Source organism: Streptomyces sp. NA04227, from assembly GCF_013364195.1.
GTDB lineage: Bacteria > Actinomycetota > Actinomycetes > Streptomycetales > Streptomycetaceae > Streptomyces.
In genome coordinates, this window is record NZ_CP054918.1 from 2118468 (window position 1) to 2145006 (window position 26539).

Annotated in this window: 18 protein-coding genes; 12 read left to right on the forward strand and 6 right to left on the reverse strand. The window is 72.1% G+C overall.

Annotated features, from left to right (window positions below):
• Position 1 precedes the first annotated feature (1 nt).
• Positions 2-520: an RNA polymerase sigma factor gene (locus tag HUT18_RS08805; RefSeq protein WP_176099315.1), complete on the reverse strand. Its 519-nt coding sequence runs from the start codon at positions 518-520 to the stop codon at positions 2-4.
• 380 nt (positions 521-900) lie between these two features.
• On the opposite strand from HUT18_RS08805, the gene HUT18_RS08810 reads away from it, so the two are divergent.
• The 3 genes from HUT18_RS08810 to pepN all read left to right on the forward strand — a co-directional run bounded on the left by HUT18_RS08810 (position 901) and on the right by pepN (position 5616).
• Positions 901-1929 carry an aspartate-semialdehyde dehydrogenase gene (locus tag HUT18_RS08810; RefSeq protein WP_176099322.1) on the forward strand — a complete coding sequence of 343 codons (1029 nt, stop codon included), beginning with the start codon at positions 901-903 and terminating at the stop codon, positions 1927-1929.
• Positions 1930-2277: 348 nt separating this feature from the next.
• Complete coding sequence (locus tag HUT18_RS33615) at positions 2278-2664, forward strand: hypothetical protein (protein WP_254878488.1); 387 nt, start codon at positions 2278-2280, stop codon at positions 2662-2664.
• 336 nt (positions 2665-3000) lie between these two features.
• On the forward strand, positions 3001-5616 hold the full coding sequence (pepN, locus tag HUT18_RS08820; RefSeq protein WP_176099324.1) for an aminopeptidase N: 2616 nt from the start codon (positions 3001-3003) through the stop codon (positions 5614-5616).
• Positions 5617-5681: 65 nt separating this feature from the next.
• Here the strand turns inward: pepN and HUT18_RS08825 are convergent, their stop codons facing one another.
• Positions 5682-7193 carry an FAD-dependent monooxygenase gene (locus HUT18_RS08825; RefSeq protein WP_176099326.1) on the reverse strand — a complete coding sequence of 504 codons (1512 nt, stop codon included), beginning with the start codon at positions 7191-7193 and terminating at the stop codon, positions 5682-5684.
• A 128-nt stretch (positions 7194-7321) separates the two neighbouring features.
• On the opposite strand from HUT18_RS08825, the gene HUT18_RS08830 reads away from it, so the two are divergent.
• The gene (locus HUT18_RS08830; RefSeq protein WP_176099327.1) at positions 7322-7963 is read left to right on the forward strand and encodes a TetR family transcriptional regulator; all 642 of its coding nucleotides are present in this window, start codon (positions 7322-7324) and stop codon (positions 7961-7963) included.
• Between the two features lie 207 nt (positions 7964-8170).
• On the opposite strand, the gene HUT18_RS08835 is transcribed toward HUT18_RS08830, so the two are convergent.
• Genes HUT18_RS08835 through HUT18_RS08845 form a run of 3 tightly spaced genes read right to left on the reverse strand, consistent with a single transcriptional unit; the run spans position 8171 to position 10855 of the window.
• Positions 8171-8407: a hypothetical protein gene (locus HUT18_RS08835; RefSeq protein ID WP_176099329.1), complete on the reverse strand. Its 237-nt coding sequence runs from the start codon at positions 8405-8407 to the stop codon at positions 8171-8173.
• A gap of 21 nt (positions 8408-8428) precedes the next feature.
• Positions 8429-10582: a 4-alpha-glucanotransferase gene (gene malQ / locus HUT18_RS08840; protein ID WP_176099331.1), complete on the reverse strand. Its 2154-nt coding sequence runs from the start codon at positions 10580-10582 to the stop codon at positions 8429-8431.
• Positions 10583-10855 carry a hypothetical protein gene (locus HUT18_RS08845; RefSeq protein WP_176099333.1) on the reverse strand — a complete coding sequence of 91 codons (273 nt, stop codon included), beginning with the start codon at positions 10853-10855 and terminating at the stop codon, positions 10583-10585. It lies immediately after the preceding gene.
• A gap of 472 nt (positions 10856-11327) precedes the next feature.
• On the opposite strand from HUT18_RS08845, the gene HUT18_RS08850 reads away from it, so the two are divergent.
• The gene (locus HUT18_RS08850) at positions 11328-14537 is read left to right on the forward strand and encodes a beta-N-acetylglucosaminidase domain-containing protein (RefSeq protein ID WP_176099335.1); all 3210 of its coding nucleotides are present in this window, start codon (positions 11328-11330) and stop codon (positions 14535-14537) included.
• A 140-nt stretch (positions 14538-14677) separates the two neighbouring features.
• Here HUT18_RS08850 and HUT18_RS08855 read toward each other — a convergent pair whose 3' ends face one another.
• The gene (locus HUT18_RS08855) at positions 14678-15214 is read right to left on the reverse strand and encodes an HNH endonuclease (protein WP_176099337.1); all 537 of its coding nucleotides are present in this window, start codon (positions 15212-15214) and stop codon (positions 14678-14680) included.
• A gap of 308 nt (positions 15215-15522) precedes the next feature.
• On the opposite strand from HUT18_RS08855, the gene HUT18_RS08860 reads away from it, so the two are divergent.
• From HUT18_RS08860 to HUT18_RS08890, 7 genes are all read left to right on the forward strand, one after another.
• On the forward strand, positions 15523-16587 hold the full coding sequence (locus HUT18_RS08860) for a mechanosensitive ion channel family protein (RefSeq protein WP_176099339.1): 1065 nt from the start codon (positions 15523-15525) through the stop codon (positions 16585-16587).
• A 474-nt stretch (positions 16588-17061) separates the two neighbouring features.
• Positions 17062-18516 carry a hypothetical protein gene (locus HUT18_RS08865; protein ID WP_176099341.1) on the forward strand — a complete coding sequence of 485 codons (1455 nt, stop codon included), beginning with the start codon at positions 17062-17064 and terminating at the stop codon, positions 18514-18516.
• 80 nt (positions 18517-18596) lie between these two features.
• Entirely contained in the window at positions 18597-19592 is a 996-nt protein-coding gene (locus HUT18_RS08870; protein WP_254878489.1) for a glutamate ABC transporter substrate-binding protein, read from the forward strand.
• Positions 19593-19719: 127 nt separating this feature from the next.
• Positions 19720-21036 (forward strand): hypothetical protein, encoded by a 1317-nt coding sequence (locus HUT18_RS08875; RefSeq protein ID WP_176099343.1) that lies wholly within the window; start codon positions 19720-19722, stop codon positions 21034-21036.
• Entirely contained in the window at positions 21033-23600 is a 2568-nt protein-coding gene (locus HUT18_RS08880; protein WP_176099345.1) for a serine/threonine-protein kinase, read from the forward strand. The genes HUT18_RS08875 and HUT18_RS08880 overlap by 4 nt, the downstream gene beginning before the upstream one ends.
• Positions 23601-23602: 2 nt before the next feature.
• The gene (locus HUT18_RS08885; RefSeq protein ID WP_176099346.1) at positions 23603-25021 is read left to right on the forward strand and encodes a PP2C family serine/threonine-protein phosphatase; all 1419 of its coding nucleotides are present in this window, start codon (positions 23603-23605) and stop codon (positions 25019-25021) included.
• A 69-nt stretch (positions 25022-25090) separates the two neighbouring features.
• Positions 25091-26434: a VWA domain-containing protein gene (locus tag HUT18_RS08890; RefSeq protein WP_176099348.1), complete on the forward strand. Its 1344-nt coding sequence runs from the start codon at positions 25091-25093 to the stop codon at positions 26432-26434.
• Positions 26435-26539: the final 105 nt, after the last annotated feature.

A 26539-nucleotide genomic window follows, 5' to 3' on the forward strand; every position in this document is an offset into this window, starting at 1 on the left:
GTCACACCACCTCGTCCTCGTGGAGCCGTACGCGCAGTGTCTGTACGGCGGAGTGCAGACGGCTCTTGACCGTCCCCTCGGGCACACCGAGTTCCTCGGCGATGCTGCGTACCGGCAGATCCGCGTAGAAGCGCAGCACCACGACCTGCCGCTGGGGGTCGGGCAGGGCATCCAGTCCCCGGGCCACGGCCAGGGACAGCACGCTGCTGTCCTCCGCTCCCGGCTGCTGCTCCTGGCGCAGCGCGGCGAGGCGCTCGCCGAGCCCCGTCTGCCGTTTGCGTGCCCGGTGCCAGTCCATCGCCAGGTTGGAGGCGACCACCGCCGCCCAGGCGGAGACATCACGCGGCGCTTCGAGTCCACGCGCCGCGCGCTCCAGAAGGCGCAGCCTGACCTGCTGCACCCCGTCGGGCACATCGGCCTGCGGGACGCCGCCCAGCGCGAGGACCGCGCACACCCTGCGCTCCTGGGACGCGTCGAGCGGATCCCCGCCCGGGTCCCCGGGGCCCCTCCCCCACCGCAATACGTCACCCTCCCTACGCGCGCCTTGGGCGCACTCCCCTGGCGGCTCCCCGACCGCCGTGTTCTCCGCCTGCCGGACCGCAGCCCGCCACGACGTGCCGTCCGGCTCCTCCTACGACGCGGAAGGGCCCCGGAACGTTCGCCCGGCCGCGAAAGAAATTCGCCGGGGTGCCGCACCCGCCGCTCCGGCCCTGCCGGGCCCCTGTCCCGCACCCTCGCCGCCTGCGGCGCTGTGACCTGGGGCACCGTGCGCACAGTGCGGAAGGTCACGCGTCCCAGAAGCCGGACAATGGATTGGACAAGTCGCATCCGGACATACGCATCATGGACACGTACGAAGGCCCATTTCACGGGCCGGAACCGCTGCAGCAAGGAGTTCCCGTGAGGGTCGGAATCGTCGGAGCCACTGGTCAGGTCGGCACTGTCATGCGCAGGATCCTCGCCGAGCGGGACTTCCCGGTCGCCGAACTGCGTCTGTTCGCCTCGGCGCGCTCGGCCGGTTCCACCATCGACTGGAAGGGCCTCCCGGTCACCGTCGAGGACGCGTCCACGGCCGACTACTCCGGCCTCGACATCGTGCTGTTCTCCGCCGGCGGAGCGACCTCCCGTGCGCTTGCCGAGAAGGTCGCCGCGCAGGGTCCCGTCGTCATCGACAACTCCTCGGCCTGGCGCCGTCACCCCGAGGTCCCGCTGGTCGTCTCCGAGGTGAACCCGCACGCCGTGGCGGACCGCCCCAAGGGCATCATCGCGAACCCGAACTGCACCACCATGGCCGCGATGCCGGTACTGCGCCCGCTGCACGACGAGGCCGGTCTCGAGTCCCTGGTCGTCGCCACGTACCAGGCCGTCTCCGGCTCCGGTCTGTCCGGCGTCGCCGAACTGCACGGCCAGGCCCAGAAGGTCGTCGCGGACGCCGACAAGCTCACCCACGACGGCGAGGCCCTGGACTTCCCAGCGCCGGAGGTCTACAAGCGCCCCATCGCCTTCAACGTGCTGCCGCTGGCGGGCAGCATCGTGGACGACGGTTCCTTCGAGACCGACGAGGAGCAGAAGCTCCGCCACGAGTCCCGCAAGATCCTGGAGATCCCCGAGCTGAAGGTCTCCGGCACCTGCGTACGCGTGCCCGTGTTCTCCGGCCACTCGCTCCAGGTGAACGCCCGCTTCGCGCGCCCGATCAGCGTCGAGCGCGCCCACGAACTGCTCGCCGGCGCTCCCGGGGTGGCACTCTCCGAGATCCCGACGCCGCTCGAGGCCGCGGGCAAGGACCCCTCCTACGTGGGCCGCATCCGCGTCGACGAGACGGTCGAGCACGGCCTGGCCCTCTTCGTCTCCAACGACAACCTCCGCAAGGGCGCCGCGCTGAACGCGGTGCAGATCGCGGAACTGGTCGCGGCCGAGCTCAAGAGCTGACCGCACCCGAATCTCCCCAAGGGCCCGGACCGCCGGACGCGTGGACGGCTTCACCGCCTCCCACCCGACCTCACGGCCGGGCCCTCGGCCTGTCCGAGGCCGGTCGCCGCGGGCTGGTCGCGGCGCGGTCGGAGGACCGGTGGAACCGGTACCTCGCGGGCCCGCGTCCGTGCCCATGACCTGTCGCTGAACAACCGGCCAACTCTGGCCGGGGAACCGGCCCGGAAGGGAATCGTCCGCGCCCGCCTGCGGTATCAAGCGGGCAGTCCGCACACCGCGCGACAGGTCACCAGGTGACCGCCCCGCAGCGTGGCCGCCGCGGGGCCAGGGGCTACAGGGGGGACTCGCATGACCATGCAGCACATCGGCGACGGCACGGACGACAGCCGTAGCGGTACGGGCCACACGGGCGACAACGGCCGCATCGGCGGCGACAACGGCCGTCCCGGCAGCGCCAAGTCCGGCACCGGCGCGCTCCGCGGCCGACGGTCCCGGCTTCGCCGACTCGGTCCGCTCACGGGTGCGGTGGCCGCGGTGCTGCTCCTCGTCGGCTGTACGCAGTCCGACCGGAGCGAGATCGTCACCTGGACCGACGAGCACGGCCGTGCCTGCACCGGCGTCGCCGTCATCGACTCCGAGGACAACGACCGCGAGGTCAACAGCATCGACTGCGACTACCCGCCGGAGGGCAGGACCCCGGGCCGCACCACCTCCACTCCCCTGCCGCGGAAGTAGCGAGCGGCCGCCGGAGACGTCCGAGCCGGGACGGACCCGTACCGAACCGGCCCGTACCGAACCGGCCCGTACCGAACAGGCTCGTACTGAACCGGCCCGTACCGAACGGATCCGTACCGGACAAGCCCTGGAAGGTCGTCCCTTGGGGGCTTCGCGTGGTGGTGGCAGCGGCGATGCAGTGGGTTGCCGCCACCACCGCCGAAGGCGCACCCGGTCAGCGGCGGAAAGCGGACATCGCGTTATGCGTACCCCCCATGGAAGGATGGCCGGAACGTCACCAACTGACGGAACTGATTCAGCGACGCATCGAAGAAGACGCATCGAGGAGATGACCGCGTGCCCGGCACCAATCTGACCCGTGAAGAGGCGCAGCAGCGGGCGAAGCTGCTCACCATTGACTCGTACGAGATCGATCTCGACCTCTCGGGTGCGCAGGGTGGGGGGACCACCCCCTCGAACGAAGCCGAGAGCGGTGGAGGCACGTACCGGTCGGTGACCACCGTGCGCTTCGACAGTGCCGAGAGCGGCGCGGAGACCTTTGTCGACCTGGTGGCGCCCACCGTTCACGAAGTGGTGCTCAACGGCGAGGCCCTGGACCCCGCCGCGGTCTTCGCCGACTCGCGCATCGGCCTGTCGAACCTGCTCCAGGGCCGAAACGAACTGCGGGTCGTCGCCGACTGCGCCTACACCAACACCGGTGAGGGACTGCACCGCTTCGTCGACCCGGTCGACGAACAGGTCTATCTCTACACGCAGTTCGAGGTACCCGACGCCCGCCGGGTGTTCGCCTCCTTCGAGCAGCCCGATCTGAAGGCCACCTTCCAGTTCACCGTGCGGGCCCCCGAGGGCTGGACCGTCGTCTCCAACTCGCCGACGCCCGAACCGGTGGACAACGTCTGGACGTTCGCCCCGACGCCGCGTATCTCCTCGTACATCACCGCTCTGATCGTGGGCCCCTACCACTCGGTGCACAGCTCCTACGAGAAGGACGGCCAGTCCGTCCCGCTGGGTGTGTACTGTCGCCCCTCGCTCGCCGAGTACCTGGACTCCGACGCGATCTTCGAGGTCACCCGGCAGGGCTTCGAGTGGTTCCAGGAGAAGTTCGACTACGCGTACCCCTTCGAGAAGTACGACCAGCTCTTCGTGCCGGAGTTCAACGCCGGGGCGATGGAGAACGCCGGTGCGGTGACCATCCGCGACCAGTACGTCTTCCGTTCCAAGGTCACCGACGCCGCGTACGAGGTGCGGGCCGAGACCATCCTGCACGAGCTGGCGCACATGTGGTTCGGCGACCTGGTCACCATGGAGTGGTGGAACGACCTGTGGCTGAACGAGTCGTTCGCCACCTACACCTCCATCGCCTGCCAGGCCCACGCCCCGGGCAGCCGCTGGCCGCATGCCTGGACGACCTTCGCCAACTCGATGAAGACCTGGGCCTACCGTCAGGACCAGTTGCCGTCCACGCACCCGATCATGGCGGAGATCAACGACCTCGACGACGTCCTGGTCAACTTCGACGGCATCACCTACGCCAAGGGCGCCTCGGTCCTCAAGCAGCTCGTCGCCTACGTCGGCATGGACGAGTTCTTCCGCGGTGTGCAGGGCTACTTCAAGCGGCACGCCTTCGGCAACACGCGCCTGTCCGACCTGCTCGGCGCGCTGGAGGAGACCTCCGGCCGTGACCTGGCCACCTGGTCGCAGAAGTGGCTGCAGACCGCGGGCATCAACGTGCTGCGCCCCGAGATCGCCACCGACGAGAACGGTGTGGTGACCGCCTTCGCGGTGCGCCAGGAGGCTCCGGCCCTGCCCGCGGGTGCCAAGGGCGAGCCGGTCCTGCGGCCGCACCGGATCGCGATCGGCCTGTACGAACTCGACGAGGCGAACGTCCGGCTGCACCGCGTCGACCGGATCGAACTCGACGTCGACGGTGAACTCACCGAGGTGCCGCAGCTCGTGGGCCGTGCGCGCCCCGCGGTCGTCCTGCTCAACGACGACGACCTCTCGTACGCCAAGGTCCGGCTGGACGAGCAGTCCCTCGCCGTGGTGACCGAGCACCTCGGCGACTTCGAGGACTCCCTGCCGCGCGCCCTGTGCTGGGCCTCCGCCTGGGACATGACGCGCGACGGCGAACTGCCGACGCGTGAGTACCTGGACCTCGTGCTCGCGGGCGTGGCCAAGGAGTCCGACATCGGTGTGGTGCAGACGCTGCACCGGCAGGTGAAGCTGGCCCTGGACCTGTACGCCGACCCGACCTGGCGGGAGGCCGGACTGGCCCGCTGGACCGAGGCGACCCTGGCCCACCTGCGGTCCGCGGCGCCGGGCAGCGACCACCAGCTCGCCTGGGCGCGTTCCTTCGCCGCCACCGCCCGTACGCCCGAACAGCTCGACATCCTGGAGCAGTTGCTCGACGGCACGCAGACCATCGAGGGACTGGTCGTGGACACCGAGCTGCGCTGGGCCTTCGTGCAGCGCCTGGCCACGGTCGGCCGCTTCGACGAGCCCGAGATCGGCGCGGAGTACGAGCAGGACCGTACCGCCGCCGGTGAGCGGCACGCGGCGACCGCCCGTGCCTCGCGTCCCACCGACGAGGCCAAGGCGGAGGCCTGGGCCTCGGTCGTGGAGTCGGACAAGCTCCCGAACGCCCTTCAGGAAGCGGTGATCTCGGGCTTCGTGCAGACCGACCAGCGGGAGCTGCTGGCGCCGTACGGGGACCGGTTCTTCTCGGTGGTCGGGGACGTGTGGAACGCGCGCTCGCACGAGATGGCGCAGCAGATCGCGATCGGGCTCTACCCGGCCATCCAGGTGGAGCAGTCGACGCTGGAGGCGACGGACGCCTGGCTGGAGTCGGCGCAGCCGAACGCCGCCCTGCGCCGTCTGATCTCCGAGTCGCGTTCCGGTATCGAGCGCGCCCTGAAGGCCCAGGCGGCCGACGCGGCGGCTGCCGCGAGCTGAGGCAACCGCGGTGAACACGGGCGGCTTCCCGCTGGGGAGCCGCCCGTTGCCGTCGGCGGACACGTTCATCCGAGGCCTCCCCGCGAACCGCGCACGGGCGCCGGGCCGAACGCCGCCGGGCACATCCACCGGTTCACCGCGTCCCGGATCCGTGACACGTCCGCCTCGTCGTCCGCCCAGGCCACGTATCCGTCGGGGCGTACGAGCACGGTGTCGCTCCGTGCGTCCGCCCAGTGCGCGAGGGTCAGCGCCTCGGGCAGACCCGTGAGGCCCGGCGCGGTCCCCTTCGGTGTGACGAGCACGAACTGCCCTGCGCGCAGGGCCTCGTAGAGCCGCCCCTCGGTCAGCGCGTGGTCGGGGGCGCGCCGTCCGGTGAGCCGGTGCGAGCCGCGCGGCGCCCGGTAGGCGTAGGCGATTCCGGAGAGCCGTGCGACGGCCTGTGCGCGGGCGAACGGGGAGATGCCGAGAACGGCGGTCAGCGCGGCGCGTGCCGCGCGGGTCCAGGGGCGGGCGGCCACGGCCAGCCGGACGATGGCCCCACTGCTGCGCAGCACCGCACGGCCCACCGGGTGCCGTTCCTCCTGATAGGTGTCGAGCAGTTCGTCCCTGGCCCGGCCCCGCAGCACGGCGGCCAGCTTCCAGCCGAGGTTGGCGGCGTCCTGCAGACCGGTGTTCATCCCCTGCCCGCCCGCCGGGGTGTGCACATGGGCGGCGTCCCCCGCGAGGAAGACGCGGCCCACACGGTAGGCGGGCGCCTGGCGTTCGTCGCTGTGGAAGCGGGACAGCCAGCGGGCGTCGTGCATGCCGAAGTCCCGCCCGAGAGCGAGCCGGGTGGTCTCCCTGACCTCGTCCAGCGTGACCGGCTCGTCGGTGGCCGCCGCACGCCCGCGGCGCCAGCCGATGACGCGGTAATAGCCGTCGCCGAACGGGGCCAGGAAGACGAAAGCGCCGCCCACCGCGCCGAGTGTCAGTGGATCCGTGGGCTCTTCCCGCAGCCGCACATCGGCAAGCACCACCGAGCGGATCACCGAACGGCCGGGGAAGGAAAGGCCGATGGACTCGCGCACGGTACTGCGCAGCCCGTCCGCGCCGACGGCGTAGGCGGCGCGCAGCGTGCGGCTTGCCCCGTCCCTGTCCAGGAGATGGAGGGTGACGCCGTCCACGTCCTGGTCGAGGCCGACCAGTTCGGTCTCGTGGAGGAACCTGACGCCCGCCTTCTCGGCCCGGGCGAGCAGCGGCTTCTCCACCTCGTACTGCGGCAGCATCAGGACGTGGTTGAAGCGCGAGGGCAGGGCGTCGAACCGGACCGTGAGCCTGCCGAACAGCTTCATCCGGTCCAGCCTGCGTCCCTTCTCCTCCAGTGCTTCGGCGAGGCCGCGTGCGTCGAGCTGTTCGAGGGTGCGCGCGTGCAGCACGAAGGCGCGGGAGAGGTTGCCGATCCGGCGCGGGCGCTTCTCCACCACCGTGACCGATATCCCCGCCGCCGCGAGGTCTCCGGCCAGCAGCAGTCCCGTAGGTCCGCTGCCCACCACGACGACCTCGACGCTCTCGTCGCCCTGCCGCTCGATGCCGCTCATGACGTCCTCCCCGAGTCGCGATCCCCACACCAACACCTGTTGGCCAACGCCTGTTGACCAACGCTCGTTGGCAACGTTAGAAGAGGATCCACTGGACTGTCAACACCTGTTGGCCTACGCTCGTTGGCATGGCTCAGGTTGATGAATCGGCAGACTCCGGCACGGCGGCGGCGCCCGCGGCTCCCCTCGACGGGAAGAGCGGGGGCACCTCCGGGCCGCGACGCAGGTCCGACGCCACGCGGGAGGCGATCCTGGCCGCGGCACGGGAGCGGTTCGCGGCCGACGGCTACGAGCGCGCGACCATCCGCGCCATCGCGCGCGACGCGCGGATCGATCCGTCGATGGTGATGCGCTACTACGGGAACAAGGAGGGCCTGTTCGCCGCGGCCTGCGCCTTCGACCTGCGCCTTCCGCAGGTGCCCACGGAGGCGGAGAAGGGCGTGGGCCGACTCCTCGTACGCCACTTCCTGGAGGTCTGGAACAAGGACGAGGGGTTCACGGCGCTGATGCGCGTCGGCGTGACCAATCCCGCGGCCGCCGACCGGATGCAGCAGGTGCTGCGCGAGCAATTGCTGCCGCTCGCCGAGCAGTTGAGCCCCGATCCGGCCCAGGCGCCACTGCGGGCGACGCTCAGCGCCTCACAGATCCTCGGCATGGCGCTGACGCGGTACGTGCTGCGGTTCCCCGGGGCCGTCGCGATGGACGAGGAGGAGGTGATCGACTGGCTCGCCCCGACGATCGAGCGCTACCTCACGGCCGAAGGGCCCTGAGACGAACGCGCCCGGGCAGAAGCACGGGCAGGCACAGGCACGGGCAGAAGCACGGGCCCGAGCACACGGGCCTCGGGCAGGAACGCGGGCATGCGGAAGGAGCCGTTCATGCCGAGCCCGCTCGCGCCCATCGCGGGAAACACACCGAGGGCGCCGTCGACGCAGATGTCTGCGGACGGCACCCTCGGTACGAAGAGAGCGGTGGGCTCAGCCCTGCTTCGGCTGCTTGCGGGACTTGTCGCCCAGGATCACCAGACCGGCGATCACCGCGAAGATCAGGATCGGGGCGGCCACGAAGAGGCCGAGCGTCTCGGCGACGCTCAGGCCGGGGCCCGGGTCGTCACCGTCGTCGCGGGCCGCGAGCGCGGGGGACGTCATGAGGATCATCATCAGCGTCGTACCGGCTGCCAGGGCTCCGGCGCGCAGGGCGTTCTTGTTGTCCACAGACCCCAAAGTAGCGAACGGTCAAACGGGCCGCGCGTCCGGGGGTACCGATCGGGGTCCCGGCGAGGGTTCCGGCGACCGGAAGACGTCGATGAGCGCGTACAGACGGGCGGAGGCGGCGAGGTCCTCCAGGGTGACCGGCCGACCCTGGTCGTCGGCCATGGGCAGGCGCCAGTTGGGGTATTCGTCGGTGGTGCCCGGGACGTTCTGCGGGCGCCGGTCCCCCGTGCCGTCGGGCAGCCAGACACCGATCAGCCGGGACGGCGTGCCGCGCAGGTACCGGTAGACCGCGCGGACCTCGTCCTCCTCGTGCCCCGCTCCCGCCGGGAGCAGACCGAGCCGGGCGAACGTGGCGAGCCACTGCGCGGTCTCGGTGGCGTCCTCCGCCTCGGCCCCCTCGAACTCCGGCCCCTCGAACTCCGGCCCCTGCGCCTCGGGTTCCGCCGACTCCACCGCGCTCCCCGCTCCCGACAGCCCGAGCTCCTCACGCAGCCGCACATGATCCCCGCTCAGCCGTGCGGCGGTCGGCGGCAGGTCGTGGGTGGTCGCGGCGGCCAGGCAGTCCGCGCGCCACTGGTCCGGCGGCAGCGGGTGGCCCGAGGCGGAGCCCTCGTAGTCGCGCTCGAACCAGAGCACCGAGGTGCCGAGGATCCCGCGTCGGCGCAGGGTCTCGCGCACCCCGTCCCCGACGGTGCCGAGGTCCTCGCCGATCACGAGTGCTCCGGCGCGGTGGGCCTCCAGGACCAGTACGGCGAGCATGGCCTCGGAGTCGTAGTGCACATAGGTGCCCTCGGTGGGCGGGCGGCCCTCGGGCACCCACCACAGCCGGAAGAGCCCCATGACGTGGTCGATCCGCAGCGCCCCCGCGTGCCGCAGCAGGGCGCGCAGGAGCCGCCGGAAGGGGGCGTAGCCGGATGCGGCGAGACGGTCCGGGCGCCAGGGCGGCAGGCCCCAGTCCTGGCCGCGCGCGTTGAAGGCGTCCGGGGGCGCGCCGACCGACATGCCGGCGGCGTGGAACTCCTGCTGCGCCCAACTGTCCGAGCCGCGGGGATGCACGCCGACGGCGAGGTCGTGCACCAGGCCCACCCGCATGCCCGCATCGAGGGCGCTGCGCTGGGCGCGGGCGAGCTGATCGTCGGTCAGCCAGGCCAGCAGGGAGTGGAAGTCGATCCGGTCCATGAGTTCGCCGCGGGCGCGGGCCGTCTCGGCGGAGGCCGGATCGTGCAGTCCGGCGGGCCAGGAGCGCCAGTCGTTGCCGTGCCGCTCGGCGAGGGCACAGAAGGTCGCGTGGTCGTCCAGGGCGCGGCCCTCGACGGCCAGGTAGTCGCAGTACGCGGCCCTCCTGCCGGGGCCGAGCGGAACGGTGGCCACCAACTCCAGGGCGCGCCGCTTGAGTTCACCGACGGCGTCCCGGTCGATCAGCTCCTTGCCGCTGAGCACCCCTTCGCGCAGGGCCTCGGCGCGGGCCACCAGCCGTTCCGCCTCGGCGCGTTCCTCGCCGCGCAGATAGGCGTACTCGGGAATGTCCTCGACGCGCAGGTGCACCGGGTCGGGGAAGCGGCGGGAGGAGGGCCGGTACGGCGAGGGGTCGCCGGTACCGACCAGACCGGCGTGCAGCGGGTTGACCTGGACGAAGTCGGCGCCGAGGTCACGGCCCGCCCAGGAGACGAGTTGGCTGAGGTCGCCGAGGTCGCCCATGCCCCAGGAGCGCGCCGACAGCAGCGAGTACAGCTGGACGAGGAGCCCGTAGGAGCGGCCCGCCGGTGCGGGGGCCCGTTCGGGCGCCACGATCAGATGCGCCTCGGCCCGGCGCCCGTCGGCGGCCTCGGCCCGCAGCCGGTGCACGCCCCAGGGCAGTCCCGTCGTCTCGCCGCGGGTCTCGCCCTGCTCGGTGGTCACCGTCAGCCGGGTGCCCCGCGGCAGCCCGGTCAGCGACGCGGGCTGCCCGCCTTGTCCCGTGCCCCAGCACACCACGGTCGGCGGCAGCAGCCGCTCCCGTTCCTCCGCCTCCCGCACCGCGAGCGCCCGGCGGACGGCCTCGGGACTGCTCGCGTCCACGTCCAGCGCCGCGAGCGCGGCGACGACGGCGTCGTCCGTGGCGGGCACGGTCTGCCCGGGCGAGGGGGAGTACGAACTGGCGACGCCGTGCAGCGCGGCGAGCCGGGACAGTGGCATTCAGGCTCCAGTCGACTCCGGTCCCGCGGCGGTGGCGAGGGCGGTGGGCTCGCTGGTCAGCGGAAGTACGTCGGCGAGCGGCGGCTCGCTGGTGAGGGGGGCGGCGTCCGCGAGCGGCGGCTCGCTGGTCAGCGGCGGCTCGGCGAAGGATCCCTCGGCGCAGTAGAAGGCGGCGTCGTCCAGGGCGGGCGTGGGTTCGGGAACCACGGTGAGGGGGGTTGCCCCGCAGCGTTTGGACAGTGCGGTGGGCAGTACGTGCGCTTTGGCGGCCATGTCGTGCTCCTTGTCGGTGAGCGTCCGGTATGCGGTCGGTTGAGTCCTGATGGGACCAAGCCCTACCCAGTGAACGCGAACGCAGACGTATTCGCTCGGCCAACGTGACCCTGGACACAGTGTGAGCGCGCCGACACGCCGTCACGCCGCTGTCGGCCCGGTCCCGCAACGGCCCGCCGACAGCACCCATCGAGGTCCGAAGCACCGTCCGGGCAGGCGGCGTTGACACTCCGGCCACGCGGGTGATGGGCTCCCGTTGACCGGACGCCACGTACGCACGGTGGCCGGATCAACCCGGAACGCTCCGGTGCGTCGGCCGCACGACTCGCGCGGTTTTCCGGCCACCGACGGGGACCGGGCGATTGCGTAGGGTGCCGGTGTTTCTGTCGGTTGCGGTACGGGTTCGGCCGAGCACGGTGAACTTCGGCCCGGAAACCGACGCTTCGAACGGACGGGACGACGAGGAGTGGCTGTGCGACTGCGGCGCAGCAAGAGTGCGGTCGCCGTGACCGCGGCCGTCATCGCGGGCGCGCTCGGCGGCGCGCAGGGCGCCTTCGCGGCGCCGACCGCGCCGGGCGTCCTCGCGGACGACGCGGGCGACAAGGCGGGGCAGCGCGGCAAGGACCGCGAGGACCGTGACAGGCGCGGCGAGGCGGGAGTGCCCGCCGTGTACCCGCGCCCTCAGACGATGCGCGCCAAGGGCGCGGGCGTCGCACTCGGCGACGAGGTGGTCCTGGTCACCGGGCCGGGTGCGGACACCTACGCCGTCGAGGCACTGCGCACCGAGCTGCGCGCCGCCGGGGTCCGCCGGATCCTCACCGTCGCCGAGGACGCCCCGCTGCCGCGCGGGCGCGCGCTCGTGGTGCGGATGGGCAAGGACGCGGCCGCCGGTGGCTCTCCGGCCACTCATCGCGGCCCGGCCTCCGCGCTCGACGACGCCCTGCGCGAGCTCGGTGCTCCGGACCGCGGCGATCTGCCCTCCGGCGGTTACCGGCTCGCGGTCGGCAGCGTCGGCGGACGGGACACGGTGGCGCTCGCGGGAGTCGGCGAGGACGGTCTCTTCCACGCGGTGCAGACCCTGCGGCAGTTGACCGAGGGCCGCCGGATCGCCGGTGTCCTGGTGCGCGACTGGCCCGGGACACCCGTACGCGGCCTGACGGAGGGTTTCTACGGAACGCCGTGGAGCTCGCAGCAGCGGCTCGCGCAGCTCGACTTCCTGGGGCGCACCAAGCAGAACCGCTATCTGTACGCGCCCGGCGACGACCCGTACCGCCTCGCCCAGTGGCGTGAGCCCTACCCCGCCGGGCAGCGCGCGGACTTCCGGGCGCTGGCCGAACGGGCGCGGCGCAACCATGTGACGCTGGCCTGGGCGGTGGCGCCCGGACAGAGCATGTGTCTGTCCTCGGACCAGGACCTGCGGGCGCTGAACCGCAAGATCGACGCGATGTGGGCGCTCGGGGTGCGCGCCTTCCAGTTGCAGTTCCAGGACGTGAGTTACAGCGAGTGGCACTGCGGCAGGGACTCCGACGCCTTCGGGTCGGGGCCCGAGGCGGCGGCGCGTGCGCAGGCGCACGTGGCGAACGCGGTCGCGCGGCATCTCGCCGAGCGCCACCCGCAGGCGGAGCCGCTCTCCCTGATGCCCACCGAGTACTACCAGGAGGGCACCACCGAGTACCGCACGGCGCTCGGCCGGGAGCTCTCGCCCACCGTCCAGGTCGCCTGGACCGGCGTCGGTGTGGTGCCGCGCACGATCACCGGCCGGGAACTGCGCACGGCCCGCGAGGCCTTCGGCGCGCAGCACCCGCTGATCACCATGGACAACTACCCCGTCAACGACTTCGCCGAGGACCGTATCCACCTCGGCCCCTACACCGGCCGCGAGCCCGCCGTGGCCGCCGGGTCCTCGGCGCTGCTGGCCAACGCGATGGAACAGCCCGCGGCCTCCCGCATTCCGCTGTTCACGGCGGCCGACTTCGCGTGGAACCCGCGCGACTACCGTCCCGCCGCGTCCTGGCAGGCGGCGATCGACGCCCTCGCGGGCCGGGACCCCAAGGTCCGCGCGGCGGTACGGGCACTGGCCGGCAACGACGCCTCCTCCGTGCTCGGCACCGAGGAGTCCGCCTATCTGAAACCGTTGACCGAGGCCTTCTGGCAGGGGCGCCGCAGCAACGACGTCAAGCGCTCCGACCGGGCCGCCGACGCGCTGCGGGACGCCTTCGCGGTGATGCGCGAGGCACCCGAGAACCTCCGGGACAGCGAGCTGAGCGGCGAAGTGGCGCCCTGGATCGAACAGTTGGCGGCGTACGGCAGAGCGGGCGAGGCAGCGGTCGACATGTTGCGTGCGCAGTCGCACTCCGACGGCGCGCGCGCCTGGCAGGCCCGGCGCGCACTGAAGGACGCACGCCGTGACGTCGCCGCGGGCACCGTCACGGTGGGCAAGGGCGCACTCGACGCCTTCCTCGACCGGACCGAGGCCGCGTACGACAACTGGACCGGCACCTCCGGCGGCCAGGACGGGCGGAGCGACGCGGCCAAGGAGGACCAGGACTCCGGCGGCGACGACCGCACCCTGCGCGTGACCCAGTCGCGGCCGCTCGCGGCGGTCACCGTGCAGAGCGAACCCGGCGCCGAGGGCCGCGTCGAGGCCCGCGCGCCCGGCGGGGGCTGGCAGCGCCTCGGCGACCTCGACCCCAGTGGCTGGACCCAACTCGACGCCCGCCGCCTGCGAGCCGACGCCCTCCGCGTACGGGCCACCGACTCCGGCACCGGAAACGGCCCTGGAAACGGCACCGGGAACGAGAACGTCGTACAGGATCTCGGCGCCTGGTACGCGGACTCCCCCGCTGCCGAACTCCGGCTCGACCGGCAGGCCACCGACCTCCAACCCGGCGGCCGGGCCTCGGCCCGGCTCACGCTGACCTCGCGGCGCCCCGGCGACGTGCGCGACGAGATCGCCGCGAAGGCCCCGCGCGGCCTGACGGTACGGGTCCCGGAGCGCACCGTGCTGCCGCGCGGCCGGGAGATCGACGTACCGCTGGAGATCACAGCGGCGAAGAACGCGAAGCCGGGGCGGTACGAGATCCCGGTCACCTTCGCGGGGCAGAGCACGCGGCTGACGGTGACCGTCTTCCGCACCCCGTCCGGTGAGGACCTCGCCCGCGGCGCCAGGGCCACCGCCTCCGGCGAGGAGAGCGCCGACTTCCCCGCCTCGGCCGCGCTGGACGGCGACGCGGGCTCGCGCTGGTCCTCGCCCGCCAAGGACGGCGTCTGGTGGCAGATGAAGCTGCGGCGGCCCGCCCGGATCGACGAGTTGGTACTGCGCTGGGAGGACGCCTACGCCTCCGCGTACCGGATACAGGTCTCCCCCGACGGCCGGGACTGGCGCACGGCGGCACGGATAGAGGACGGCCGGGGCGGGCGCGAGAGCGTGCGCGTGGACGCGGCCGACGTCCGTTTCGTACGGGTCGTGGCCGACGAACGCGCGGGCGGGACCGCAGCCGCCGCGTACGGAGTCTCGCTGTGGTCGGTGGAGGCGTACGGCTCCCGTGCGGACGAGCCGGATGAGGCAGACGAGCCGGACGAGAGAGACGAGACGGACGAGCCTGGCAGCGACAAGAAGGAGAAGGGCCACGGGGCGGGCGAGGCCGACCGGAACGACAGCGACGACCGGCGACAGCGCTAGCGCGCCCGCTTCTTGCGGGGCACGCACAGGCCGCCTCACTCACAGGCGGCCGTACGCACTGGCGGCCGGACGCACAGGTGGGGCGCGCACATCGATCGTGCGCGCCCATGGCCCGTGCGGACACACGAAGGCCCGGATGCTCAGGCGGAGATGCCGTCGATCCGGGCCAGGGCGTCCTCTGCGCCGTATGGCTGCAGATAGGGCAGCCAGCGTGGGTCGCGATGACCCGTGCCGATGATTCTCCAGGCCAGACCGGTCGGCGGGGCGGGCGCATGGCGCAGGCGCCAGCCGAGTTCCCGCAGGTGCCGGTCGGCCTTGACGTGGTTGCAGCGGCGGCAGGAGGCGACGACGTTGTCCCAGACGTGTTGTCCGCCACGGCTGCGCGGAATCACGTGGTCGACGCTGGTCGCGACCGAGCCGCAGTACATGCAGCGGCCGCCGTCGCGGGCGAACAGTGCCCGCCGGGTGAGAGGAACGGGCCCCCGGTAGGGGACCCGCACGAAACGCTTGAGCCGGACCACACTGGGTGCGGGCACGGTATGGGTCGCGCTGTGCATAAAGGCGCCGGATTCCTCAAGGCAGATTGCCTTGTTCTCCAGGACGAGGACGAGCGCGCGGCGGAGCGGTACGACGCCGAGGGGCTCGTACGACGCGTTGAGGACCAGGACATGCGGCACGGATGCCTCCTTGTACGCCGGCGGCGCGTGGCTCGCGCCGGGACGATCTGCAGTCAGTCTCTCCTCATGCCTGGTCGGAGCGCCAGCATGCACCGGTAACGGGCCGGGAGTGTTTTGGGCCACACCGCGCGGACGCCATGGGCCGTCCGGACCCGGAGCCACCAGGGCTGAGCACAGTTTCCCCCCGATTTGCGAAGGCGATCCACACAAGCTGCCCCGTTAGTGTGGATGTGCTGCCCGCCCGGCCCACCCCCCATTCGTCACCGCCGGTTCCGTGCGGGCAGGCCCCGACCCTGGAGGTTTTCCTCGTGCTCTCGTCCGTCCTCGCCGCCGCCGGTCCCACCGACCGCAAGGACTCCGTCCAGGACACCCCGGACCGGGTGACCGAGGCGGCAGGCTGGTTCGAGGAGAACTGGTCGAGCTGGCTGGAGGTCGGGCTCCGCATACTCCTGATCGCGGTCATCGCGGTGGTGCTGCGCTTTGTCGTGCGCCGGGCGATCACTCGTCTCATAGACCGGATGAACCGCACCGTGCAGGCCGTCGACGGCACCGCGCTCGGTGGCCTCCTGGTCAATGTGGAGCGGCGCAGACAGCGTTCGCAGGCGATCGGTTCGGTGCTGCGCTCGGTGGCCTCGTTCCTGATCCTCGGCACCGCCGCGCTGATGGTGCTCTCCACCTTCGACATCAACCTGGCGCCGCTGCTCGCCTCGGCCGGAGTCGCGGGCGTCGCGATCGGCTTCGGCGCGCGCAATCTGGTCACCGACTTCCTGTCCGGCGTCTTCATGATCCTCGAGGACCAGTACGGGGTCGGCGACTCCATCGACGCGGGTGTGGCCAGCGGCGAGGTCATCGAGGTGGGCCTGCGGGTCACCAAGCTGCGCGGCGACAACGGCGAGATCTGGTACGTGCGCAACGGCGAGGTCAAGCGGATCGGCAACCTCTCCCAGGGCTGGGCGACGGCCGGTGTGGACGTCACCGTCCGCCCGGACGAGGACCTGGACCGGGTCAAGGCGACGCTCACCGAGGTCGGCGAGGAACTCGCCAAGGCCGAGCCGTGGAACGAGCGCCTGTGGGGTCCCGTCGAGGTGCTCGGCCTGGACAGCGTGCTCATCGACCAGATGACCGTGCGCGTCTCGGCGAAGACCATGCCCGGCAAGGCACTCGGCGTCGAGCGCGAACTGCGCTGGCGCATCAAGCAGACCTTCGACCGGTCCGGGATCCGCATCGTGGGCGGGCTGCCCGTACCCGCCGACGGCGAGGCACCGGCCGACCCCACCGCGGGCATGGCCGCCCCCTCCGCCTACGCCTCCACCACCTCGCCGCAGTCCGCGGCCGCGTCGCCGCTGGCCCCGCCGCAGAACCTGTCGAAGTAGGTCAACGCCGCTCAACTGCCGGTCCGGGCGGGTCGACGCCTGTCCGGGCAGGTCAACTGCCGGTCCCGTCAGGGCAACCGCGAGTCCGGACCGGGTTCGACGGGCGGCGCGCGCCCACTTGGCGACTCCACGGGCGTGTGCGCCGCGGCGCGAACCGGGGCACCACGCGCCGGGCCCCTTCGCTCCCCCGCGCATCGGGCGTTCACGCCCCGTAAAAATACTGACAACTCGCCCTATAACGGCCGCAGTCAGGTCACCGTACGTGCACCGAGAGCCACCCCGGGAACCGTTGCCCCGTGGTTCCCGTGTAAAGGTGCAGGGGCGGTGCGCCGGTGGGAGCCGGAGGCGCCGCTTCCGTACAAGATCGTGGAACGCTGGTGTGGATGTCGGTCCCTGCGGCCATACTTGCGCCCGTGCGTTTTCCGCCCTGGACCGGGCGGAAGCGACCGCGAGACGACCGAGGGGGAGGTCCAGGTGACACACCCGCCGAACGGCAGCACGGCGCCGCCGGCCCCGGCGCGGCCCGCCATGCCCACGGTGCCGCCGCAGCCGACGCCCGCCGGCCCACCGGCCGGCCCGGGCGGAACCGGGCCGCAGCGGCGCACCGCCTGGTCGGAGGGTGTCGAGCAGCTCAAGGCGGTCGCCACCACCGAGCCCGGCCGACTGCGGATCGTCGGAGCCGTACTCGCCCTGTTCGTCGTGGTGTTCGGCGCAGCGACCGCCTGGGAGATGTCGGACCGCTCGGCCGCGGCGGACGACGTACTGACCCGCAGCCAGCCGCTCACCAGTGACGCCGCGGAGATCTACCGCTCACTGGCCGACGCCAACACCGCCGCCTCCAGCGGCTTCCTCGCGGGCGGCAACGAACCGGCCCGGGTGCGCGAGCGCTACGACCGCGACATCGCGCGCGCCTCGGAGAAGCTCGCGCGGGCCGCGGCGAACTCCGGCACCGATTCGGAGTCGGCCGAGGCGATAGCCGACCTCAACCAGCTCCTCCCCCGCTACACCGGCCTCATCGAGCGGGCGCGCGCCAACAACCGCAAGGGGCTGCCGCTGGGCGGCGCGTATCTGCGGTACGCGAACGACCGCATGCAGACCGAGATGCTGCCCGCCGCCGAGAAGCTCTACAAGAACGAGAACGAGCGGCTGCGCGGCGACTACGACCGGGCCACCCCGTACCCCTGGATCGCGATAGGACTCGGTGTGGCGGCCCTCGGCGCGCTGGCCTGGGCCCAGCACCGCAACTACCGCCACACCAACCGGGTGTTCAACCACGGACTGCTCGCCGCGACCGCGACGACGACGGTCGCGTTGCTCTGGCTGGTGGTCGGGCACAGCGTGGCGCGCTCGGGTCTGGACGACTCCCACGACGGCGCGGTGCGCTCCCTGAAGGTACTCAACGACGCCCGGATCGCCGCCCTGAAGGCACGCGGCAACGAGAACCTCACCCTGGTCAGCCGCGGCGCCGAGACGGTGACCGTCGGCAAGGAGTCCAAGGACAAGTTCGACGTCGACTACCAGGGCCAGATCAAGCGGCTCGGCGACAAGGACTCCGGACTGCTCGGCGAGGCCGGTCGTCTCGCCGACGACGGCAGCGGCCGGGAGCCGGTGGCCCGCGCGGTGAGCAGCCTCGGCGAGTGGACCTCGCGGCACACCGCGGCCCGGGCCCTGGACGACAGCGGCGAGTACGAGAAGGCGCTGGACAAGGTCATCGGGCCGCAGGACAAGGACCCCACCGGCGAGTCCTTCGACCAGGTCGACAAGGCGCTCGGCGAGGCCGTGGACCACGAGCAGGAACAGTTCACCGATGCCGCCGAGGACGGGCGGGACGCGATGGGCGGCCTGGTCGTCGGCGCGGTGGCGCTCGCGGTGCTCGGCGCCGCGGCCGCACTGCTCGGCATCGGGCGCAGGCTTTCGGAGTACCGGTGAGAGGGGGCACTGTGGGCAGCGCACATGGGGAGCCCCTGGAGCCGAAGTCCGGCGCCACAGGCGGAGTTGAGGAGCATGCCGTGACCAGTGCCCCGGCAGGCACAAGGGCACGACCGTCCACGCACCGGCTGCGCGGCTGGGGCGGTGTGGCGGCGATGGCGGTGGCGATCGTGCTGACCGCCCTGTTCGTGCTGGTGCCCGTGCTGCACTCGCAGCCCGGCGAGGACCGGCCGCAGAGCGGCGGCCCGGGGGTCGCGGACGCCCGCCCGATCGCGGACACCTGCAAGAACCCCGAGGCGAGCCTGCGGCCCGGGAACAAGAATGGGCCCTCGATCGACAAGATCAAGAAGCGCGGCAAGCTCCTGGTCGGCGTCGACCAGAACAGCTACCACTGGGGCTACCGGGACCCGAACAAGCCCGGTGGTTCGCTGGAGGGCTTCGACATCGACCTGGCGCACGAGATCGCCGAGAAGATCCTGGGCGACCGCGACAAGGTGCTGTTCCGCGCCATCCCCACCAACCAGCGCATCGCCGCGGTCGACAGCGGGCAGGTCGACATGGTGGTACGGACCATGACGATCAACTGCGACCGCATCGAGCAAGTCGCCTTCTCCACCGCCTACTTCGAGACCGGTCAGCAGGTCCTCGCTCCCAAGGACTCGGCGATCACCGGCTACGACGAGTCGCTCAAGGGCAAGAAGCTGTGCGTGGCGAGCGGTTCGACGGCCGAGACCAAGCTGGAGAGCGACGGCTACGGCGAGGACATCGCCGTCAAGGTGCCCAACCAGCTCGACTGCCTGGTGCGGCTCCAGCTCGGCGAGGTGGAGGCGGTGGTCACCGACGGCGCGCTCGGCGCGGGCCAGGCGGCCCAGGACCCGACGATCGAGCTGAAGGGCGAGCCGGTCACCAAGGAGTACTACGGGATCGCGATGGACAAGGAGGCCGCCGACCTGGTGGCCCGCGTCAACCAGATCCTGGTGGACTACCGAAAGAGTGGCTGGAAGACGTCCTACACGAAGTGGCTGGCGGCCGACCTGGGTCCGTCCAGCGGGCCGCCCGCGCCCAAGTACCGCTGAGCACGGGCGGTTTCGGTACCCCTCGGCGTTGAACAGGGGAAGCGGGGCGCAGGGCGGCAGGAACGGCGTCGGTGCAGGCGCGGATACTCGAGCACGGTTTCACTCGACGAAGACCAAGAGGTGATCGATGGGCGTCGCGGGACCCCCCGGGCCGGTGATGGACCGGGACGAGGTGGACCGTGCGCTGGCGCGGCTCGGTGCCGAGCACGAGGCGGTGGAGACCTCTCTGCTCGCCCTCCAGGACCATGCCGGACGCAGGCTCCTGGAAGGCGCGGAGCTGACGGGTGTCACGGCCGAGCGCTGGGCGGGCGCCGATGCCGCGATCACCCTGCTGTGGTCGTACTTCGACGCCTACACCGCGGCCCTGCACGAGGCGCGCGAACTGCGCGGCGCCAAGCGCTGGCTGACCCGCGAGGACTTCACCGAGCTGACACGCAGACTGCGCGGCCAGAGCGTGACCGTCCCCGGCGGGGCGGCCTCAGTGCCCGCCGCGATCACCGGCGGGGCCGCGCTGAGCGAGAGCTTCACGCTGGGGCAGCTCGTCGACCGGATGAACAAGCTGTACGCACACTCGCTGGACGTCGTCGTCGCCTCGGACGCCGTCTGGTCCGCGCTGCCCGCCCGGATAGACCTGCTCTCGGCCGAACTCCAGCGCACCCTGAGCCTCGCCAACTCGGTGGGCGTACGCCCCGGAGAGCACCCGGCGGGCGACGACCTCCAGCGCATCGCGCGGACCCTGACCTCGCTGCGCGGCCAGGTGGTGAGCGATCCGCTCGCCTTCTGGCGGCCCGCCGAGGGCAGTTCGGCGCCCGGCGGCGGACGGCCGGACACCGAGCGCTACGACCGTCAGGCGCGTGCCCTGGAGGAGGTACGCCGGGACATCGAGGCGGTGCTCGCCGTCCGCCAGGACGCCGAGAGCCGTCTCGCGCAACTGCGGGACCTGCTCTCGCGCGCGGACCGCACGCTCGCCGAGGCGCGTACCGCGCGCGGTGAAGTGCTCGCGAAGATCGCCGCGTTCGACGTGCCCGCCGTCTCCGGACCGGCCACCGCGCTCCAGGAACAGCTCGCCACGGCCGCCGACTACCGCAGGAACGGCCAGTGGAACCGGCTCTCGCCGCTCCTGGAGAAACTCGAGGTCCGCGCGGAGGACGAACTCCAGCGGGCCCGCGAGTCGTTGACCGCGGTGACGGCACCGCTGGCGGTACGCGCCGAACTGCGCGGCCGCCTCGACGCCTACAAGGCCAAGGTCGCCCGGCACGGGTACGCGGAGGATCCGTTCCTCATGGAGCGCTACGACGCCGCGCGCCGCATGCTGTGGAGCGCGCCGTGCGATCTGCGCGCCGCCGAGGCGGCGGTGCGGCGCTACCAGCAGGCAGCGGCCGAGGCCTTGGAACCGAGGGTTCCCGAACAGGGCGGACCCGTGGACCGGAAGGGGGAATCATGAGCGGACAGTCGTGCCAGCGGCCGGGCTGCCCGGGCGCCTACGAGGACGTGGGCGGCGGTGAGCTCTACTGCGACACCTGCGGGCTCGCCCCCGTGGTCTCGCCCAACGGAATGGTCGGCTCCAGTACGACCGGTGTCACCGGGGGCGGCCACGGCGACGGCGGCTCCGCACCCAGCGCGCGGGCCTCGCACTCGTCGCGCTCCTCGCGCGCCTCCTCCCGTTCCTCGTCGCGTTCGTCGACCTCGCGGCGCTCGGTCTCGGGGCGGCTCTCGCGCGCCCTGTCGGGCCGTTCCTCCTCGCGCTCGGTGTCCGTGCGCAGTTCGGGCAGCAGCAGCGGATCCTCCGGGCGCGGCAGGCTCGGCGTCGGCCTGGTGCAGGTGCCCGACGTGCCGCGGCCCGATCCGCGCGCGATGGTGCAGCAGAACCCGGAGGTCCCCGAGCGCAAGCGGTTCTGCTCGCGGGGCGACTGCGGGGCGCCGGTGGGCCGTTCGCGCGGCACCCGGCCCGGGCGCACGGAGGGCTTCTGCACCAAGTGCGGGCACCCGTACTCCTTCGTGCCGAAGCTGAACACGGGCGACATCGTGCACGGGCAGTACGAGGTGGTGGGCTGTCTGGCGCACGGCGGGCTGGGCTGGGTCTACCTCGCCATAGACCGGGCGGTCTCGGACCGCTGGGTCGTCCTCAAGGGCCTGCTCGACACCGGTGACCAGGACGCGATGGCGGCGGCGATCTCGGAGCGGCGCTTCCTCGCCGAGATCGAGCACGCCAACATCGTGCGCATCTACAACTTCGTCGAGCACCTCGACCAGCGCACCGGCTCCCTCGACGGCTACATCGTCATGGAGTACGTCGGCGGCAAGTCGCTCAAGGAGATCGCCAACGGCCGCCGTACACCGAGCGGCAAGCGCGACCCGCTCCAGGTGGAACAGGCCTGCGCGTACGGCATCGAGGCCCTGGAGGCGCTCGGCCATCTGCACAGCCGCAACCTGCTGTACTGCGACTTCAAGGTCGACAACGCCATCCAGACCGAGGACCAGCTCAAGCTGATCGACATGGGCGCGGTGCGCAGGATGGACGACGACGAGTCGGCCATATACGGCACCGTCGGCTACCAGGCCCCCGAGGTCGCGGAGGTCGGCCCCTCGGTCGCCTCCGACCTGTACACGGTGGCCCGTACGCTCGCCGTGCTCACCTTCGACTTCCAGGGCTACACCAACGTCTACGTCGACTCGCTGCCGGACCCGGACAGCATCGAGGTGTTCCGGCGGTACGAGTCCTTCTACCGGCTGTTGGTACGAGCGACCGACCCGGATCCGGCGCGCAGGTTCGCCTCCGCGCAGGAGATGGCCGAGCAGCTGACGGGCGTCCTTCGCGAGGTCGTCGCGCTCCAGTCGGGGCGCCCGCGTCCCGCGCTGTCCACCCTGTTCGGGCCGGAGACGAAGGTCACCGACACCGAGCTGTTCGCCGAGGTGAACGGCAACGTCTCGCGGCTGGGTCTGCGGGAGGCGCCGAAACGGAGGCTCCCCGGGCTCAAGGGTTCCGCGCCCGCGGCAGCGTCCGCCCAGCTCGCGGCCCCGGCGCCCGGCACTCTCGTACGGACCCTGGACACCCCGGCCGCCGCGCTCGCGCTGCCGGTGCCGCGCGTCGACGCGAACGACCCGAACGCCGGGTTCCTGGCCGGTCTGGTCGCCTCGGCGCCGTCCGAACTGCTCGCCGCGCTGCACTCGGCGCCCTCGGCCTCCCTCGAACTGCGCCTGCGCGAACTGCGGGCCCGGCTCGAAATGGGTGAACTCGCCTCGGCCGCCTCCTCGTTGGCGGAACTGGAGAGCGGCTACCCGGACGACTGGCGGGTGGTCTGGTACCGCGGGGTGACCGCGCTGGCCACCGGCGACCACGAGAACGCGGCGCTGTCCTTCGACGCGGTCTACGACGCCTTCCCCGGTGAGCCCGCGCCGAAGCTCGCGCTCGGGGTGTGCGCCGAGGTGCTCGGGCAGCTCGACAACGCGGCCGAGTACTACCGGCTCGTGTGGACCACCGACCCCAGCTATGTCAGCGCGGCCTTCGGCCTGGCGCGGGTGCAGCTGGCCGTCGGGGACCGGCAGGGCGCGGTGGCCAGCCTCGAATCGGTGCCGGAGTCCTCGATCCACTACACGGCGGCGCGGGTGGCCTCGGTCCGGGCGCGGCTGCGGCAGCGGGTCGGGGTGCCGGAGCAGCAGCACGGCGCGGGCATGCCGATGCCCTTCCTGGCCGAACTCACCGCGGCGGCCGTACAGGTGGAGGCGCTCGGCGGCTACGGCCTCGACGCGGTGCGCCGCGAACGCCTGTCCACCGAGGTGCTGGGCACGGCACTGGACTGGATACTGTCGACAGGCCAGGGGCAGGGCGCCGCGGGAACGCCGGGCGGTCAGCGGACCGTGCTGCTCGGCAGTGAACTGGACGAGCGCGGACTGAGGTTCGGTCTGGAACGCTCGTACCGCACCCTCGCCAGGCTCGCGCAGCGTGGCGAGGAGAGGATCGAACTGGTGGAACGGGCAAACCGTTTCCGTCCCCGGACGTGGGTGTAGTGATGCCGCAGATGGACCAGCCGGCAGCCGGCACGACGTGCCCGAACTGTGCGGAGCCCGCCGAGGCGGAGGACAGATTCTGCGGTGCCTGCGGGCACGATCTAGCGGCGAGGGCGGCTGTGTCCGATCCGGACGACCGCGCGACGGTCGCGCTGTCCGTGACCGGCTCGGCCACGGCGCACGAGCAGGGCGGCACCGCCCGGGAGCACGAGGGCGCCGGGGGCGCGCACGCGGCCGGGACCGAGGTCCAGTGGCCCGAGGCGCCCGAGGTGGACAGCTCCGACCGTCCGGTGCCGGTGCACGACGGCGGTGAGCTGCCCGGCCTCGACTCGGGCGGCGACGAACTGCCGCCCGGCGAAGGGCAAGAGGAGCAGCGGGAGGTACGGCACGACCTGCGCGCCGGGTCCGCCGGGCAGCCGGAGGGCGACGACTACCCACTGGCCGCACCGGCTCCGGCCGATCCCCGGATCAGCGGGCCCGCGGCTCAGGAGACGCCCGCCGCCGGGACCGTCGTGGGCGGGAAGGTGTGTGTGGCCTGCCGTCTGGGCCGGGTCGACACCGACGGCTACTGCGAGAACTGCGGCCACGCCCAGCCCCGGGAACGCGACCATCTGGAAGAGGAGTTGGGCGCCGTCGCGGCGGTCAGCGACCGCGGCCTGCGCCACCACCGCAACGAGGACGCCTTCGCGGTGTCCTCGACCGCGCTGCCGGACGGCTCGGAGGCGGTCGTGGCGGTCGTCTGCGACGGGGTGTCCTCGGCGACCCGCCCCGACGAGGCCTCGCTGGCCGCCTCACGGGCGGCGAACGAGACCCTGCTCGCCGCGCTCCCCCGGGGCACGCACCCGCAGCAGGCCATGCACGAGGCGATCCTGGCGGCCTCCGAGGCCGTCAACTCCCTTGCCGCACCCGGCGAAGGGCACAGCGACCAGAACGCGCCCGCGTGCACCCTGGTCGGCGCCGTGGTCGCCGGTGAACTCCTCACCGTCGGCTGGGTCGGCGACAGCCGCGCCTACTGGGTGCCGGTCGACCGCGCCGCACCCTCGGCCCGGCTCACCGAGGACGACTCCTGGGCGGCGCAGATGGTCGCCAACGGTCTGATGAGCGAGGCGGAGGCGTACGCGGACGAGCGGGCGCACGCGATCACCGGCTGGCTCGGGGCCGACGCCTACGAGGTGGAGCCGCACACCGCGTCGTTCAAACCGGACCGGCCCGGTGTCGTGGTGGTCTGCACGGACGGCCTGTGGAACTACGCCGAGGCGGCCGAGGAGTTGGCGCGGGTCCTGCCCGTGGACGCCTCCCAGCGCCCGCTGCACAGTGCCCAGGTCCTGGTCGGTCACGCCCTCGACGGCGGGGGCCACGACAACGTAACAGTGGCGGTGGTGCCGTTCCCGCCTCCGGCGACGGGGGAAGTATCGGCCTGAGGCGCTCGATGTCCGGCGAAACCGCTGAAAAGGACAAGCGCCCCACGCATGTCTAGGGGGACTTGAAGGATGGCGAATTTCTCGAAGCCGAACGGACCACGGTTCTCGGTCGAGGTGTACCAGAACGAGTACCTGCCCGAGGGCGGCCGCGAGGTCAACGCGATCGTCACGGTGACCGCCACCGGCGGCGGCACGGTGGGCAGTGCGGTCGCCGCACCGCACATGTACCGCCCGGGGGCACCCGACGCGGCGGTGGCGCTCATGGTCGACTGCTCGGGCTCGATGGACTACCCGGCGGCCAAGATGCGCGGCGCGCGGGAGGCGACGGCCGCGGCGATCGACACCCTGCGCGACGGGGTGCGGTTCGCGGTCATCGCCGGTACGCACGTGGCCAAGGAGGTCTACCCGGGCGGCGGGGCGCTCGCGGTGGCCGACACCCGTACCCGGGAAGAGGCCAAGCAGGCGCTGCGCAAGCTGTCGGCGGGCGGCGGTACGGCGATCGGTACCTGGCTGCGGCTCGCCGACAGCCTGCTGTCCCGGGCCGATGTCTCCATCCGGCACGGGATTCTGCTCACCGACGGCCGTAACGAGCACGAGGCGCCGGAGGACCTCAAGGCCGCTCTCGACTCCTGCGCGGGCAGCTTCACCTGTGACGCGCGTGGCGTGGGCACGGACTGGGAGGTGAAAGAAGTCACAGGAATCGCCTCCGCACTGCTCGGCTCGGCCGACATCGTCGCCGATCCACAGGGCCTGACCGAGGACTTCACGCAGATGATGGAGTCCGCGATGGGCAAGGAGGTCGCGGACGTCGCGCTGCGGTTGTGGACACCGCTCGGCGCGGAGCTGCGTTTTGTGAAACAAGTCGCACCGACCGTCGAGGAGTTGACCGACCGGCGCACCATGGTCGGCCCGCGCGCGGGCGACTACCCCACCGGCTCCTGGGGCGACGAGTCCCGCGACTACCACCTCTGTATCGAGGTGCCGAACGCCGAGGTGGGCCAGGAGATGCTGGCCGCCCGTGTCTCGCTGGTGATTCCGCAGGCCGACGGCAGTGTGCAGACCCTCTCGCAGGGGCTGGTACGGGCCGTCTGGACCGAGGACATGGCCGCGTCCACCTCGATCAACCCCCAGGTCGCGCACTACACGGGGCAGGCCGAACTGGCACAGGTCATCCAGCACGGACTCGACGCACGCAAAGCGGGCGATCTGGACGGAGCGACGGCCAAACTGGGGCGCGCGGTCCAACTGGCGGGCGCCCTCGGCAACTCGGATACGGCCAAGCTGCTCGCGAAGGTGGTGGACGTCGTGGACGAGGCGACAGGTACTGTGCGACTGAAGGCGAAGGTCGCCGACTCCGACGAAATGACTTTGGAGACCCGGTCGACAAAGACTGTCCGGGTCAAGAAGTCTTAGCGTCGACAAAGAGCTTCCTGTCCAAGGAGACTTGGCCGGGCCTGCTCGCACGGTGACGCACACGTCCACTGAAACCGGCCCAGCAGGCCGGAGAAGGAGAGGGGG

Excerpts from the sequence above, each read along its gene's own strand:
- HUT18_RS08875 (WP_176099343.1), top strand. The coding sequence starts at position 19,720 with ATGGGCGTCGCGGGACCCCCCGGGCCGGTGATGGACCGGGACGAGGTG.
- HUT18_RS08845 (WP_176099333.1), bottom strand. The coding sequence starts at position 10,855 with ATGGCCGCCAAAGCGCACGTACTGCCCACCGCACTGTCCAAACGCTGC.
- HUT18_RS33615 (WP_254878488.1), top strand. The coding sequence starts at position 2,278 with ATGACCATGCAGCACATCGGCGACGGCACGGACGACAGCCGTAGCGGT.
- HUT18_RS08830 (WP_176099327.1), top strand. The coding sequence starts at position 7,322 with ATGGCTCAGGTTGATGAATCGGCAGACTCCGGCACGGCGGCGGCGCCC.
- malQ (WP_176099331.1), bottom strand. The coding sequence starts at position 10,582 with ATGCCACTGTCCCGGCTCGCCGCGCTGCACGGCGTCGCCAGTTCGTAC.
- HUT18_RS08825 (WP_176099326.1), bottom strand. The coding sequence starts at position 7,193 with ATGAGCGGCATCGAGCGGCAGGGCGACGAGAGCGTCGAGGTCGTCGTG.
- HUT18_RS08880 (WP_176099345.1), top strand. The coding sequence starts at position 21,033 with ATGAGCGGACAGTCGTGCCAGCGGCCGGGCTGCCCGGGCGCCTACGAG.
- HUT18_RS08885 (WP_176099346.1), top strand. The coding sequence starts at position 23,603 with ATGCCGCAGATGGACCAGCCGGCAGCCGGCACGACGTGCCCGAACTGT.
- HUT18_RS08890 (WP_176099348.1), top strand. The coding sequence starts at position 25,091 with ATGGCGAATTTCTCGAAGCCGAACGGACCACGGTTCTCGGTCGAGGTG.